The sequence below is a fragment of the Meiothermus sp. QL-1 genome, from assembly GCF_003351145.1.
Classification (GTDB): Bacteria; Deinococcota; Deinococci; order Deinococcales; family Thermaceae; genus Meiothermus.
Genome location: NZ_QQSV01000002.1, coordinates 189,575 through 203,495 on the forward strand (window position 1 = coordinate 189,575; position 13,921 = coordinate 203,495).

A 13,921-nucleotide genomic window follows, 5' to 3' on the forward strand; every position below is an offset into this window, starting at 1 on the left:
GCTCGGGCCGGGCTGCCATGAAAGGCCTGGTCTGGCTTTTGCTGCTTGGCTTTACCTGGGCTTGGGCCCAAGGCCCAGAAGGGCTCGAGGCCCGCGTGCTGTCCCTCATCAACCAAGCCCGGGCCAAGGGGGTGGCCTGCCGGGGGGGCGGGGGCGGGTACAGCCTGCCCCCCCTGCGCCCCAACTCCACCCTGGCCCAGGTGGCCCGGGGCCATGCCCGAGACATGGCCCGCCACGGCTTTGTGTCCCACTATTTTCAGGGGGTGGGCCCCCGGCTGCGGGTGGCCCGGGCCGGGTACCGCTACCTGCGGATGTCCGAGATCATATTCAAAGGCCGCAGCGGCGACCCTGCGAGGGCGGTGCGCTGGTGGCTGCGCTCGCCCACGCATTGCCGCGCGATTATGAACCCCTACTACACCGAGGCCGGCGCGGGGTTTCGTGGCAACGCCTGGGTGGTGGTGCTGGCCCAGCCCCGCTAGGGTTTTTGGGCCAGCCGCAGGATGAGGAGCATGCCCAGGCTTTGGAGCAGGGGGAACGACATCAGGGTAAGGGCCCCGGGCCACAGGGCGAAAAGCCCGATGGGCACCACTGTGGCCACGGTGCTGATCCACATGAGCTCGGTGCGCTGGCGTTCCCGTAGCAGCCGGTAGACGATGTAGTTGTTGAGAAAGGCAAAGGCCAAAAGCAAGATCCAGGCCAGCACCAGGGTGTTCATGCCCTGCATTCTACGATGCTGGCCTTGACAGGCCCCGCTGGCTTTTCTACCATGCGTTGGGCTGAAGCCCCCCTGAAGGAGGTGAACGACCATGGAAGAGCCTGGTAGTTCTTACCCGTTCCCGGTGGGGGGCTCGCGGCTTCGTTCGTCCTGAGCACCCCAAAAAACGGCGGTAGACATTGGGCACGGCCTATTCGACCCCCCAGGCTTTTCACGGGGGGCGCTGGAGGTGTGTTGTGGAACACGAGTTCAAGACCCTAATTGCTCAGAAGGACCTAGGCCGGCTTAAGGCCCTCCTAGCTGCCCAGCCCGACGAGCGGGTTGTGGAGGAGCTGCGCAGCCTCGACCCCCCGGCGCGGGTGGTGGTCTTTCGCCTTCTAGACAAGGAGAAGGCCCTGCGGGTCTTCGAGGAGCTGGACCGCCCCGAGCAGTCCGAGCTGGTGCGGGCTATGGAGGACCCCGAAATCCTGGGCCTTCTTACCGAGCTCGACCCCGAGGAGCAGACCCAGCTTTTGGAGGAGCTGCCGGCCAAGGTGGTCAAGCGCCTTCTGCAGGAGCTCTCTCCCGAGGCCCGCGCGCAGGTGAGCTTTTTGCTGGGTTTTCCCGAAGGCAGCGCGGCCCGGCTGATGGACCCTTACTACCTGGCCCTGCCCCAGGAGACTCCCGCCGAGGCAGCGCTGGAGCGGGCCCGGACCTCCGACCTCGAGCCCGACGACCTGGAGGTTATCTTCGTACTGGGGCCAGGGCGGGTGTACGAGGGGTACGTCCCGATTGCCCGCCTGCTCAAGGCCCCCCCGGGGACCCCCTTGGGCCAGCTCGCCGAGGGAAAGGGGGTCTGGGTCTCGGCCTATGCCCCGGAGGCCCAGGCAGCTGAGCTGTTTTTGAGCGAGGGGCTCAAACTGCTGCCGGTGCTGGACCGGGAGGACCGGATGCTGGGGGTCATCCATGCCGGGCGTGCCTTCGAGCTTTTGCAGGAGCAGGAGGCCAAGCGGGTGGTGCGCTTCGGAGGGACTTTGGCCCTGCCACCCCAGGGGGCCGATATCGACATCGTCAAGGACCCTTTCCGCCGGCTCTTCCTGGGGCGCTTTGTCTGGCTGGCGCTGCTTACGGTGTTCGGCGTTTTCACCTCCACCTTCGTGGCTGCCCAGGAGGAGATGCTCTCGGCGGCCATCATCCTGGCGGCCTTTGTGGCCCCTATCATCGATATGGGGGGCAACACCGGCAGCCAGACCGCCACTTTGGTCATCCGCTCCATGGCCCTGGGCCAGGTGCGTCTGCGCTGGCGGGACTTCCTGTTCGTGCTAAAGCGCGACGTGCCCGTGGCCCTGGCCTTGGGTCTCGCCATTGCCCTGCTCGAGGCCCTCCTGGCCTTTTTCTCCAAGGGGGTGGGGGCGGAGATCCTTTGGGTGGTGGGGCTGGCCATGCTGACCGTGACCATGCTGGGGAGCCTGGTGGGCATCGTGCTGCCCTTCTTGGCCAAGCGCTTGGGGGCCGATCCGGCCACCCTGAGCGCGCCCGTAATCACCTCGGTGATGGACCTTCTGGGGGTGGCGGTCTACTTCGGCTACGCCTACATCTTCCTGGGGCATCTGTTGCGCTAGGAGGTGGTCATGGACCTGGGAGAGTTCATGCTGCGGGTTCTCGTTGCCTTGCTGCTGGGGGCCTTTATTGGGGTAGAGCGCCAGCGGCGGCAAAGCCTGGCGGGCATGCGCACCAACGCCCTGGTCTCGGTGGGGGCGGCGCTTTTCGTGAGCATCTCGGCCATGGTGGAGGTGAACGGCGTTCTTGATCCCACCCGGATTGCCGCCCAGGTGGTCTCGGGCATTGGGTTTTTAGGGGCCGGGGTGATTTTGCGGGAGGGCCTGAACGTGCGGGGTCTGAACACCGCGGCCACGCTTTGGGGGGCGGCCGCGGTGGGGTCGCTGGCGGGCTCGGGCTTCCTGCCCCAGGCCGCGCTCGGCGCCTTAGCGGTGCTTTTCATCAACCTGGTGGTGCGGGGCCTGGCCCGCTATTTCGAGGCAAAGGAACGCAATGGGGGGGGCGAGACCGAGGTGACCTACAGCCTACAGGCGGTTTGCCGCTCGGAGGACGAGACCCGGGTGCGGCTTCTTCTGCTGCAAAACCTGGTTGGAAGCCCCCTGCGCCTCAGATTGCTGGAGACCAGCGACCTCGACACGCCGGGGCGGCTGCAGCTCCGGGCCGAGCTGGTGAGCCTGGGGCGGCAGGAGCGCAGCCTGGAGGAGGTGGTGGGACGCCTCAGCCTCGAGCCCGGCGTGAGCGCGGTACGCTGGAGGGTGCTGGGCGAGGTTGAAACCTAGTCTGCGAGGGCCTGGAGCATGGCCTCCACGCTGGTCAGCTTGACCCTGGGGCGGCCCTGGGCCTGGCCCTGGGCGCACTCGAGCGCGTCCAGCCTGAGCCATTCGGCCAGGGTCACAAACCGTACTCCCCGCTCTTTCAGCAGCCGGGGGATGGCCCCGGGGTCGGGCTCGAGGGCCCGCGGCAGGCCGGGCGCGTCCTCCAGCAGGCGCTTTATCGTCTCGGCGGCGTCGGCCTTGTTGGTGCCGATTACCCCGGTGGGCCCCCGCTTAATCCAGCCCGCGGTGTACTCACCCGGGGCCACCTGGCCCTCCCGCAGCACCCGCCCCCCCTGGTTGGGGATGATGCCCCTGCGTTCGTCGAAGGGCACCCCGGGCAGGGGCACCCCCCTGTAGCCCACCGAGCGCAGGACCATGCCCACCTCCAGCTCCTCGTAGACCCCGGTGCCCACCGCGTTCAGGTTCTCGTCCAGCCGGTTGCGCTCCAGCCGCACCCGCTCGACCCGGCCGTTGCCCAGGATGGCCACCGGCGAGACCCAGAAGCGGATGTGTACCCGCCGGGGCTTGCCGGTTAGGGGCCTAGAGGCGAACTCCCGCAGCACCTCTATGTTTTTGAGCAAGCCTGGGTCACCTGCAATCGCAGCAGCGCTTTTTTCGTCGAGCTCGAGCTCCTCGGGACGAACCACCACATCGGCGTTCAGAAGCTCGCCCAGCTCGCGCAATTCCTTGGTGGTGAACTTGGCCTGGGCCGGGCCCCGGCGGCCCAGCATGTAGATATCGGTCACCTGGCTTTGGGCCAGCACCGGCAGGGCGTGGTCGGCGATGTCGGTGAGCCGCAGCTCCTCGGCCGACTTGGCCAGGATGCGGCTCACGTCCACCGCCACGTTGCCCACCCCCACCACAGCCACCCCCCGCACGTCCAGCCGGATGGGGAGGTCCTTGTAGTCGGGGTGGCCGTTGTACCAGGCCACGAACTCGGTGGCCGAGAGGCTGCCTGCCAGGTCCTCGCCCGGGATGTTGAGATGGCGGTCGCTCGAGGCCCCTACGGTGTAGACAGCCGCGTCGTAGTAGCGGCGCAGGTCGGCCCGGGTCAGGTCGCGTCCGAAGGCCACGTGCCCGAAGAAGCGCACCTTTGGGTCCTGCAGGACCTTTTGCATCACTTTGGTGACCGATTTGATGGTCTGGTGGTCGGGGGCCACCCCATAGCGCACCAGGCCAAACGGGGTGGGTAGCCGGTCAAAGACGTCCACCAAGACCGGCACCTCGCTCTGCTTGATCAGCGCCTCGGCCGCGTAAATCCCCGAGGGGCCTGCGCCGATCACGGCAACCCGCAGGGGACGGTTTGTATCGAACTGGTCTGCCATTTTTCCTCCCACCGCTAGACTGGTGGTATACCAGCTTACTAGCTGCCCATCATAGCGCAAGACCCGTAGACTGGCCCTATGCTTATCTACGGACGAAACCCGGTTTTGGAGGCCTTGCGGGAGGGCCTGGTGGGGCGGGTCTGGGTGGCCCGGGGCGTGGAACGCTGGCTTTTGGAGGAGCTGGAGAGGCTGGGTGTGGCCTACCAGCTGGTGCCCCGCATCGAACTCGACCAGATGGTGAAGACCACCCATCACCAGGGCCTGGTGGCCGAGATGGAAGACCTGGGCTACGCCGACCCTGAAGCGCCCTTTGCTCTGGCCAAGCGGCGAGGGGAGGCCCCCTTGCTGGTGGTGTTGGACGGCATCACCGACCCCCGCAACTACGGGGCCCTCATCCGCAGCGCCTTTGCCCTGGGCGCCCACGGGGTGGTCACAGAGGAACGGCGCAGCGCGCCCCTTTCGGCCCTGGTGCTCAAGGCCTCGGCTGGTGCGGCCCGCAGGATTCCCCTGCTTCAGGTCAAAAACCTCCCCCGCTACCTGGAGGCTCTCAAGAAGCGCAACCTGTGGGTCTACGGCACCAGCGGCCGGGCCTCCAGGACCATCGCGGAGCTGGACTACCAGCGCCCGCTGGCGGTGGTGATTGGCTCGGAAGGGGAGGGAATGCGTCGGTTGGTGGCCGAACACTGCGACGAGCTGGTCCGGATTCCCCTGGTAGAGGGGGCCGAGAGCCTCAACGCAGCGGTGGCCCTGGGGGTGGTGCTGTACCAGGCCCGGCTGGCGCGGGGGGCTCACACATCCCAGTAGTCGTCGGGGTAGGGCAGCCCCACCGCTTGGGCGAAGGCCTCCAGGCCCAGCCGGTCGGGAAGCTCCAGGTGGTAGCGAAAGTTCCACAGGTAGTGCTGCATCAGCTGCTTGGGCACCCCCAGGCGCTGGGCCTCGTGGCTGGCCACCGCGGCCAGATTGCCCAGCCCCAAAGAGCGGGCCTGGCGCAGCCGGCGCACCACCTCAGGGGGTGGGGGGGCGTTTTTCCGGGTGGTCCAGAGGGCGAACACGAAGGGCAGCCGGGTGCGCTCAAACCACTTCATGGAGAGGTCGGTGATGCGGAGGCCCCCGATTTCCCGGGGGACCTGGTGCACCGATTCGGGCAGGATGGAGAGCAGGCCGCAGTAGGTGGTGATGGCCTGGTCGCCGATCAGGAGCACCGCGTCGTAGCGCTCCAAAAGCTCGAGCCCTCCCTGCTCGGGGCTGTAGTCTGCAAGGATGCCGTCGGTCTCGAGCAAGTGCTGCAGCAGCCGGACCGAGGTGGCGCTTTCGGTGGTGAGGGCAATGCGCCGCAGCTCGCACCAGGGTTTGCGGTGGAACAGGTTGACCGAGTAGACCGGCCCCAGGTCGGCGATGCTAAAGTCGGGCAGGGGCCGGAGCTTGTCGGCGTGTTGCAGGTAGAAGTAGGAGGAGACCAGGCTCAGGTCCACCGAGCCTTCCAGCAGCCAGCGGTTGAGCTCGGTGGGCACCCCGTAACGAAAGGCGATGCCGTCGCCTTCTTCCAGGAAGTGGTAAAGGGGGGCCACATTGGCGTAGCGGGGAACGCCCAGAACGTAGCTCATAGCGGGTGGCCGGCTGCGGTCTGCGCTTCCTCGGTGTAGACCCTGAGCTCGTTGTACAAAGCGTCCCGCTCCACCGGTACCCGCCCGGCAGCCCTGATGAGCTCGACCATCTTCTGGCGGGAGAGCCCTAAAGGCGAGGTGGCCCCGGCAGCGTGGGCGATGTGCTCCTCGATGATGGTGCCGTCGATGTCCGAGACCCCCCAGTCCAGCGAGACCTGCACCAGCTCAGAGGAGATCATCACCCAGTAGCCCTTGATGTGGTCGAAGTTGTCCAGGTATAGCCTTGCCACCGCCAGGTTCCGGAGGTCATCCAGGCCGGTGGTGAACTCGGTCTTGCCCAGGTTATAGGCCAACGCGTTGGCGTCGGGCTGGAAGGCCAGGGGGATGAAGCTGTAGAAGCCCCCGGTCTCGTCTTGCAGCCTGCGCAGCCGGTCCATGTGGTCGAGGCGCTCCTCCAGGGTCTCGATGTGGCCGTAGAGCATGGTGGCGTTGGTGCGGATGCCCAGGCTGTGGGCCTCGCGGTGAATCTGCAGCCACTTCTCGGCCTTGACCTTGTTCTTGGCAATCTGGCGGCGCACCCGCTCGGCGAAGATCTCTGCCCCACCCCCCGGCAGCGCGGCCAGACCGGCCTCCTTGAGCTCGCGCAGGACTTCCAGGGTGGGCTTTTTGGCTATTTTGGAGAGGTGCTCGATCTCCGCTGCGGTGAAGGCCTTGACCTGGAGCCCGGGGAAGTTCTCGTTCAAGGCCCGCACCAGCTCGGGGTAGTAGCGCCAGGGCCGGGTGGGGTGGTGGCCGCTCGACATGTGCAGCTCGGTCAGGCCGGGCTCCCACTTCTCCCGCACCTTGGCCACCACCTCCTCTACGTCGTAGTCCCAGGCCCTGGGGTCGCCCTTGCGGGCGGCGAAGGCGCAGAAGGTGCACCCCACGTAGCAGATGTTGGTGAACTCGAGCCTGAGGGAGTGCACAAAATAGGTCTTGTGCCCGTGCTTGCGCTCGCGCACCCGGTTGGCCAGCCACATCAGGGTGTGGTAGTCGGGGGTGTTGTAGAGAAGCAGCCCCTCCTCAAAGGTAAGGCGTCGGCCAGCCTCGACCTTATCCACGATGGGGCCCAGCCTCGGGTCGCGCAGGGGTGGGACGTAGCGGTCGTTCATTGAAGCCAATCCTAACACCCTTCTCCAGGCCAGATTGTGCCGCCCGAGGGCTCGGCTTCAGGCCTCGACCAGCTCCTTGGGGGGCAGGGGAGGGAGGCCCAGGCTGGCCCAGCGCTGGTTTACCCGCTGCACCACCTCCGGGGCCATTACGATCTTAGGCGGCCAGCCCCGGGTAAAGCCCTCCTCGGGCAGCTTGCGGGTGCCGTCCAGCACCAGCACCGGCCCCTCCGCCCCCGGCATGACCCAGGCATCGCGCTCGGGGTCGATGTTGTTGAGCACCGCCCACATCACCTCGTCGAATTCCAGGGCGGTGTCGGCATCGGTGAGGAGAAGAAGCCGGATGCCCGCGCTCTCAGGGGCGGCCAGAAGCCTTTCGGCCACCTCCCGGGCCTGGTGGGGCCGGGTCTTCTCCAGGGTGACCATCCAGAGGCCGGGGAGTTGCCGCTGCCGCACCCCGGGTAGGGCAGGCAGGCTGGAGTGGGCGCGGGGGGTGAAGGGCACCGGGCCGCCCTCTTCGGGCAGCTTGCGGGTGCCGTCGATGATCAGCTTGCCGCCGTAGCCCATCGCCCGGCTGCTGTGGTCCAGCACGTCGATGGGGCCCCGGGTAAGCAGGGTGTCCCGCCCCGGCAGGGCCTGGGCCAGCGCAGCCTCGAGCGCAGCCGCGCCCTTGAGGGGGGCCCCGGCGTCCAGCACCACCAGCACCTTGGCGAACATCATCTGGCCCAGGCCCAGCATCCCCTGGGCCACCTTGTAGGCCTGGCCAGGGTAGCTTTTGTGGATGGCCACGTTGACCCAGTTGTGGGCCACCCCGGCGGGGGGCATGTGGTAGTCCTGAATCTCGGGCAGGATGAGGCGGGCTGCGGGGAGGAAGAGGCGCTCCGAGGCCTCGATCAAATAGGCGTCCTCCATGGGGGGTCGGCCCACGATGGTGGCCGGGTAGACCGCGCGCCGGCGGTGGGTGATGGCGGTGATGTGGAAGCGCGGATAGAAGTCTTCCAGGGTGTAGAAGCCGGTGTGGTCGCCAAAAGGCCCCTCCACCACCAGGTCTTCAGCCGGGTCTACATAGCCCTCCAGCACGAACTCGGCCTCTGCCGGCACCGGCAGGTCGACCGTCACCCCCCGGGTCAGCTCCACTGGGGCACCCCGCAGGAAGCCGGCCAGGTTGAACTCGCTCACCCCGGGGATGGGCGGCAGGGGGGCGGTGGCGGCGTAGGTCAGGATGGGGTCGCCCCCTAGGGCCACCGCCACCTCGAGCCGCCGCCCCAGCTTTTTGGCCTTGTCGTAGTGGCGCCGCCCCACCTTGTGAAGCTGCCAGTGCATGGCGGTGCTTCGCCGGTCCAGCACCTGCATGCGGTACATGCCCAGGTTGAGTTCACCGTTCTCGGGGTCCTTGGTGATGACCAAAGGCAGGGTGATGTAGGGCCCCCCGTCCAGGGGCCAGCACTTGAGGATGGGCAGGCGGAAGAGGTCCACCTCCTCGCCCCGCCAGACCACCTCCTGGACCGGTCCGCCCCGCACCCTCTTGGGAAAGAAGCCCCGGAGCTCCCGCAGCTTGGGCAGAAGGCCCAGGGCAGCCTTGAGCCCCCCCCGGCCGGGCTCGAGCTGCAGAAGGCGCTCGACCCGCTGGGCCAGCTCGTCCAGACTTTTCACTCCCAAGGCCCGCGCAGCCCGCTCGGCGGTGCCGAAGCCGCCGATAAAAACCGGGAATTCGCGCCCCTCCACCCGCTCAAAAAGGAGGGCCGGCCCCCCGGCCTTGACCAGGCGGTCGGCGATCTCGGTGATCTCCAGCTCGCAGGAGACCGGCTGGCGCACCCGCACCAGCTCCCCCGCGCGCTCTAGGTCGGCGATAAAGGCCTGCAGGTTCCTGTACATCTTCATAAGATTAACGGTGGCGGGGATAAGCGAGTGTGGGGTGGGATAAAAGCCCCGGTTCCGTGTACACTGAAGCTGGTGGCCCGCTGTAGGGGCATTTGCAGGTAAAGCATAGGTTATGCGCTATTCAGTCGGAACACATCGCCGCCGACCTAAGCGGGGTATGCGCCAGGGTAGCCCGCCTCCGGCCAAACCGCAGGCCCGCCGCCGGGTAACCTCGGCGGGGGGGGTGGTGTTGCGGGAGCGGGCCGGTGGAAGCGGGTTGGAGGTGCTGCTCATCGCGGTCAAGGATGGGCGGGTTTGGAGCCTGCCCAAGGGCCAGGTGGAGCCCGGGGAGCGGTATCCGCAGACGGCGGTGCGGGAGGTTTGGGAGGAGACCGGCATTCGGGCCCGGGTGCTGGCCCCTCTGGGCAGCATCCGCTACCACTTCACCGTGCGGGACGACGGCGTTCCCACCACCGTGACCAAGGAGGTCCACCACTTCCTTATGGGCTACGTGGCCGGGCGGCCGAGGCCGCAGAAGGAAGAGGTGGACGGGGTGGACTGGGTGCCGGTGCGGGAGGCCTTGCGCCGGCTTTCGCACCAGAACGAGCGGGACGCTGTGTTGCGGGCCCTGGCCCGCTGGGAGGCGATGGCCCCTGCTCTGCAGAAGCCGCAGGGCTAGCCGCCGAGGGCTGCTTTGAGATGGGGCATCTGCTTGAGCACCAGGTAGCGGATCACCCCGGTGCCGCCGGTGCCCCGCAGGACCAGCACCAGGGTGGTCTTCTCACCAAGGCGGCTTAGAAGCAGGGTTTTTCCGGGGTACTCGAGGCTCAAGTGCTGTACCGCGGCCAGGTGGTAGCGCTCGCCCATCACCCCCGCAATGGACAGCAGGGTGTGCAGGTAGGTGGCCAGGGTCTCGGTCTCCTCGATGGGCTGGCCGCTTTGGGCCAGGACCTGCCCTCCGTGGCCGAGGATTAGGACCGATTCCACCTCGGGCTTTTCCAAAAAGGGCCCGAGCGCTTCCTGCAGGGGGCTAGGGGACGGGGTGCTCGGGGGGGTGGAGGGACGGAGGGCGGCCTGGCTGGCCCGGAGGGCGCGCTCGATTTTGGGGAAGAGCTCGTCTGGGGTAAAGGGTTTGGAGACCACGTCGAAGGCCCCGGCCTGCTGGGCCTGGGCCACCACCCCATCGTTGATGATGCCGGAGATCAGGATGACCGGCAGGTTCTGGGTGGCCTGGTTGTGCTTGAGCGTCTGGCACAGCTCAAATCCGCTCATTCCGGGCATGACCACATCGGCGATGACCAGATGTGGGGTGTTGCGTTGGATTATCTCCAGGCCCTGCTCGGCGGTTTCGCTGGTGGTGACCTGGAGGCCGCGGGTGGACAACAGGCGTTCCAGCACCTTGCGTACGCTGGTGCTGTCGTCCACGACTAGAACCTTGGCTCCTTGCATACCTCCCCCATCGTAGGGAAAAACCGCCCTGGAGGCGGTGACGTGTGAACACTAGTGAAGGCCCTGCCGCCGGTGGTCCATCTCCACCGCCAAGGAGAGCAAAAGCTGGTCGGTGGTTTTGCGGATGGTGATGGGCTCGAGGAAGAAGTCGGCCTCGCCTAAAGGCTCGAAGTGAAACCTGCCCTGCCGGATACGCTCGGCCTGCAGCAAAAGGTGCAGCACGGCATCCTCACCGGTTTTTTCTCCGTACTCGGCGTGGATGAGCTGGCCCTTGCTGAATAGCCAGCCTGCCCGCTCGCCGCCGATTTCCACGTGCAATCGGCCGGTCTTGGCCGACTTGGCCAGCCACTGGGCCAGGTCGAAGAGGCTCACGTCCCCCAGGTAGCCCTGCAGGCTGGGGCTCATCTCGGGCGCGTGGGTCTTGCGGGTGAGATCCAGGATCAGCCGGTAGGCGCTGCGCACCACCTCGGCAGCCGGGGTGGCTGAGGGAAGCACCAGGTCGAATTCGCCGGTCTTTGCCGGGGGGGTGTCGGCCAGCAGGACGAAGGGGATGTGGGCGAGCTGGGGATCGGCGCGCACCAGCTCGAAGAACTCGAGGCCGCTCAGGTCGCCCAGCGTGGCGCCGCTTACGATAAGGTCGGGGCGGTTGCGCTCTAAAAGGGTCATGGCGTAAAGGGCGCTGTCCTCAACCCTCACCTCAAACCCCGACAAGGCGAAGCTCTCTTTGAGCAGGCTGCCCTGGCTGGGCTGGCTGGTTAGGATCAAGGCCTTCATCACAGACTCCTTCCTAAGTAGCCCGCAGGAAGCGCTCCAATTCTACTGCGTCGGCGGGCTTGGTCAGATAGGCGTTTGCCCCCAGCTCCAGCGCCAGGTCGCGGTGCTTGGCCGAGGCCCGGGTGGTGAGCACCGCCACCGGTAGGTGGGCCAGGTGGGGCCGGCGGCGCAGCTCCTCGAGAAGCTCGAAGCCCGACATGCGGGGCATCTCCAGGTCGGTGACCACCGCGCGGAAGGTCTGTTGCTCTAGGATTTCCAGGGCTTCCTGCCCGTCGGCTGCTGTGATGACCGAGTAGCCCGCCTTGCGCAGCATCTGGCCCACCACCCGCCGCACCGAGAGGGAGTCGTCCACCAGCAGCACCGGGAGGCGCTTTTCGGCGGGGGTTTCGCTCCTGGGGGTGGGCGCAGCGCTGGAGAAAGCGAGGAGCCCGCTGGGGCTCAGCACCAGGATGACCTCCCCGGTGGGCGAGATGGTGGCCCCTAGCAGGTGGGGCAGCTCGGCCAGGGGGGGCTGAAGGGGCTTGACCAGGCTTTGCTCCAGTCCCAAAAAGCGGTCGGCCCCCAGCGCCACCCACTGCCCACCGCGCCCTTCCACCAGCGCTAGAGCATACTCGTCCTGCTCGCCCTCGGGCAGGCCCAGCAGCCGGTGGAGGGGCTGGATGGGCACAGGCTGCCCCTGGTGAAGCACTTCTGGCTGGTTTTTGGGGGCTATGAGCAGGGTAAGGAGGTTCTCCCGGGGCAGGGCCAGCACCTGGCCGCCGACCTCGAGCAAAAGCAGGTCCGAGACCACCAGGTTTTGGGGCAGGCGCAGGCGGAAGGTGGTGCCCAGCCCGGCCTGGGTTTCCACGCTCAGCTCCCCCCGCAGGCGGCGCACGGCGTTGGCCACCGCCTCCATGCCCACCCCTCGCCCGGCCACGTCGCTGACCTCGGAGGCGGTGGAAAGCCCCGGGAGAAAGATCAGCTCTATAGCCTCCTCGGGGCCCATGGCCCGGACCTCCTCGGGGGTGCAAAAGCCCTTTTCCACCGCCTTTTGCTTGAGGGCCTCGAGGTCTATGCCCCGCCCGTCGTCGCTGACCTCCAGCACCAGGGCATTGCGCTGGGTGTAGCTGCGAAGCTTCAGGGTGCCCTTGGCGGGTTTGCCCCGGGCCAGGCGCTCCTCGGGGCTTTCGATGCCGTGGGCAAGGGCGTTGTTGACCAGATGAATCAGGGCCTCGCTCAGGCCCTCCAGCACCACCGAGTCCAGCTCGACCTGCTCGCCCTGGAAGCGGATTTCCACGGCCTTCCCTTTGGCGAGCTGCTGCACTTGGCGGGATAGGCGTTGATAAAGGCGCCCGATGGGCACCAGCCGGGCCCGGCCCACCTCGCTGCGCAGGGCCTGGGCCAGTTTGCCGAACTGTTCGGTCTCCTGCTGGAAGGCCTTGATCTGCTCGCTCAGGCTGTTGCGAATCTCGGTGATGTCGCTGGTCATCTCCTGGATGGAGCGGGCCAGGATGTTGAGGTCGTCGTAGCGGTCGAACTCGAGCTCGGTGAAGAGCTCCTGAACGGTTTTGCCCAGGGTGGTCTGGGCCGGGCTCGAGGCTTCCTGGGACAGGGATAGGCGTGGGTTCAGGTAGCGGGCCTCGAAGTCGGTGGTGGTGCGCAACAGCCGTTCGCGGGCGGCTTCCAGCAGGTTTTCCAGCTCCTCGAAGCGCTGGGCCATGAGCGCCAGGCGCGAGCGGGTCACCAGAACCTCCCCGGCGATGTTGAGCAGCGCATCTAGGCGTTCTAGGCTTACCCGCACCGAGGCCGCTCGGCTGGGCTCGCGCTGGGGGAGGGGGGCGGAGGGGTCGGGCGCGGGGGCGGCCCGACCCAGAAGCTGGGCCAGGCGGTTTTGGGCCTGGGTTAGGTAGACCGCGTTTTCCTTTCCCTCGGCCACCCTGAGCATCTGCCCTATGACCTGGGTACCCTCCAGCACGGCCTGGGCGATGGCAGGGCCCCAGGCCAGGCGCCCCTCACGCACCTCCGTCAGCAGGTCCTCGAGCTGGTGGGCAAAGGCCCCGATGGGCTGGCAGCCTACCGAGTAGGCCGCTCCCTTGATGGTGTGCATGGCCCGAAACAGAGCCCGGAGGTGTTCTCCTTCCGGGTCGCCCGTCTCCATCTGCAAAAGGGCCTGCTGGGCCAGCTCCAGGTTTTCCAGGGTTTCCGGGGCGAAGAACTCCCAGAATTCTTGGTTTTGCTGGTGGAAGCGCCTGAGCGCCTCCACCACCCCACCCTCTTCAGGGGCTGGAGGCGGGGCGGTTTCCTCGGGGGGGGCGAGGGCCTCGGGGTTGAGCTCGGCCAGCTCCTGGACAACCCGAGCAGCCCCCAAACGGGCCAGCTCGAGGCCCACCGGCCCTTCCTTCCCACTTATGGCGATGTTCTCCAGCGCCGTGCTTAGCACCGCGGTGAGCTGCTCCATGAACAGGGCCACCCTCTCGCGCTGGGCCTCGTTGTAGCGCGCCGCCCCTTCCAGGATGCGCTCGGCCAGTGCGGCTAGCTGGGCGGTTTGGGGAAACCCGTAAAGCCCCGCCGAGCCCTTGAGCCGGTGGGCCATCACCACCAAAGGCTCATGCCGGCCGATGGCCAGGAACTCGGGGGTTTGCTCGAAGACCACCACGGTCTCCCAGGCCTCGTCCAAAAAGCTTTGCAAGAGATCGGGCGTCGTGGTGGACAT

At 67.2% G+C, this 13,921-nt stretch carries 13 protein-coding genes; 5 read left to right on the top strand and 8 right to left on the bottom strand.

The features are described 5' to 3' along the window. Positions 1 to 17: 17 nt before the first annotated feature. Complete coding sequence (locus DV704_RS03705) at positions 18 to 479, top strand: CAP domain-containing protein (RefSeq protein ID WP_114798218.1); 462 nt, start codon at positions 18 to 20, stop codon at positions 477 to 479. Here DV704_RS03705 and DV704_RS03710 read toward each other — a convergent pair. Next, positions 476 to 715 carry a hypothetical protein gene (locus DV704_RS03710; RefSeq protein ID WP_114798219.1) on the bottom strand — a complete coding sequence of 80 codons (240 nt, stop codon included), beginning with the start codon at positions 713 to 715 and terminating at the stop codon, positions 476 to 478. The genes DV704_RS03705 and DV704_RS03710 overlap by 4 nt on opposite strands. A 236-nt stretch (positions 716 to 951) precedes the next feature. On the opposite strand from DV704_RS03710, the gene mgtE reads away from it, so the two are divergent. Together mgtE and DV704_RS03720 are read left to right on the top strand one after the other, a co-directional pair. After that, a complete protein-coding gene (gene mgtE, locus DV704_RS03715; RefSeq protein WP_158539595.1) occupies positions 952 to 2,316 on the top strand; it encodes a magnesium transporter in 1,365 nt (454 codons plus the stop codon). Positions 2,317 to 2,325: 9 nt separating this feature from the next. Beyond that, positions 2,326 to 3,033, top strand: a complete 708-nt coding sequence (locus DV704_RS03720) for an MgtC/SapB family protein (RefSeq protein ID WP_114798221.1) — start codon at positions 2,326 to 2,328, stop codon at positions 3,031 to 3,033. Here the strand turns inward: DV704_RS03720 and DV704_RS03725 are convergent. Then, on the bottom strand, positions 3,030 to 4,394 hold the full coding sequence (locus tag DV704_RS03725; RefSeq protein ID WP_114798222.1) for an FAD-dependent oxidoreductase: 1,365 nt from the start codon (positions 4,392 to 4,394) through the stop codon (positions 3,030 to 3,032). The two genes, DV704_RS03720 and DV704_RS03725, sit on opposite strands and share 4 nt — an antisense overlap. A gap of 78 nt (positions 4,395 to 4,472) precedes the next feature. Between DV704_RS03725 and rlmB the strand changes: the two genes are divergently transcribed. Then, complete coding sequence (rlmB, locus tag DV704_RS03730; protein ID WP_114798223.1) at positions 4,473 to 5,198, top strand: 23S rRNA (guanosine(2251)-2'-O)-methyltransferase RlmB; 726 nt, start codon at positions 4,473 to 4,475, stop codon at positions 5,196 to 5,198. Here rlmB and DV704_RS03735 read toward each other — a convergent pair. From DV704_RS03735 to DV704_RS03745, 3 genes are read right to left on the bottom strand one after another with little or no spacing between them, the layout of a single operon-like run. After that, on the bottom strand, positions 5,183 to 5,998 hold the full coding sequence (locus tag DV704_RS03735; protein ID WP_114798224.1) for a menaquinone biosynthetic enzyme MqnA/MqnD family protein: 816 nt from the start codon (positions 5,996 to 5,998) through the stop codon (positions 5,183 to 5,185). The genes rlmB and DV704_RS03735 overlap by 16 nt on opposite strands. Beyond that, the gene (gene mqnE / locus DV704_RS03740) at positions 5,995 to 7,149 is read right to left on the bottom strand and encodes an aminofutalosine synthase MqnE (protein ID WP_114798225.1); all 1,155 of its coding nucleotides are present in this window, start codon (positions 7,147 to 7,149) and stop codon (positions 5,995 to 5,997) included. The genes DV704_RS03735 and mqnE overlap by 4 nt, the downstream gene beginning before the upstream one ends. 57 nt (positions 7,150 to 7,206) lie before the next feature. After that, positions 7,207 to 9,021 carry a menaquinone biosynthesis decarboxylase gene (locus DV704_RS03745; RefSeq protein WP_114798226.1) on the bottom strand — a complete coding sequence of 605 codons (1,815 nt, stop codon included), beginning with the start codon at positions 9,019 to 9,021 and terminating at the stop codon, positions 7,207 to 7,209. Between the two features lie 163 nt (positions 9,022 to 9,184). On the opposite strand from DV704_RS03745, the gene DV704_RS03750 reads away from it, so the two are divergent. Further along, positions 9,185 to 9,685, top strand: a complete 501-nt coding sequence (locus DV704_RS03750) for an NUDIX hydrolase (RefSeq protein WP_114798227.1) — start codon at positions 9,185 to 9,187, stop codon at positions 9,683 to 9,685. Here the strand turns inward: DV704_RS03750 and DV704_RS03755 are convergent. Genes DV704_RS03755 through DV704_RS03765 form a run of 3 tightly spaced genes read right to left on the bottom strand, consistent with a single transcriptional unit; the run spans position 9,682 to position 13,921 of the window. Further along, positions 9,682 to 10,455, bottom strand: a complete 774-nt coding sequence (locus DV704_RS03755) for a response regulator (protein ID WP_114798228.1) — start codon at positions 10,453 to 10,455, stop codon at positions 9,682 to 9,684. The genes DV704_RS03750 and DV704_RS03755 overlap by 4 nt on opposite strands. 51 nt (positions 10,456 to 10,506) lie before the next feature. After that, complete coding sequence (locus DV704_RS03760) at positions 10,507 to 11,229, bottom strand: DUF4388 domain-containing protein (protein WP_114798229.1); 723 nt, start codon at positions 11,227 to 11,229, stop codon at positions 10,507 to 10,509. Between the two features lie 13 nt (positions 11,230 to 11,242). Further along, positions 11,243 to 13,921: a response regulator gene (locus tag DV704_RS03765; protein ID WP_114798230.1), complete on the bottom strand. Its 2,679-nt coding sequence runs from the start codon at positions 13,919 to 13,921 to the stop codon at positions 11,243 to 11,245.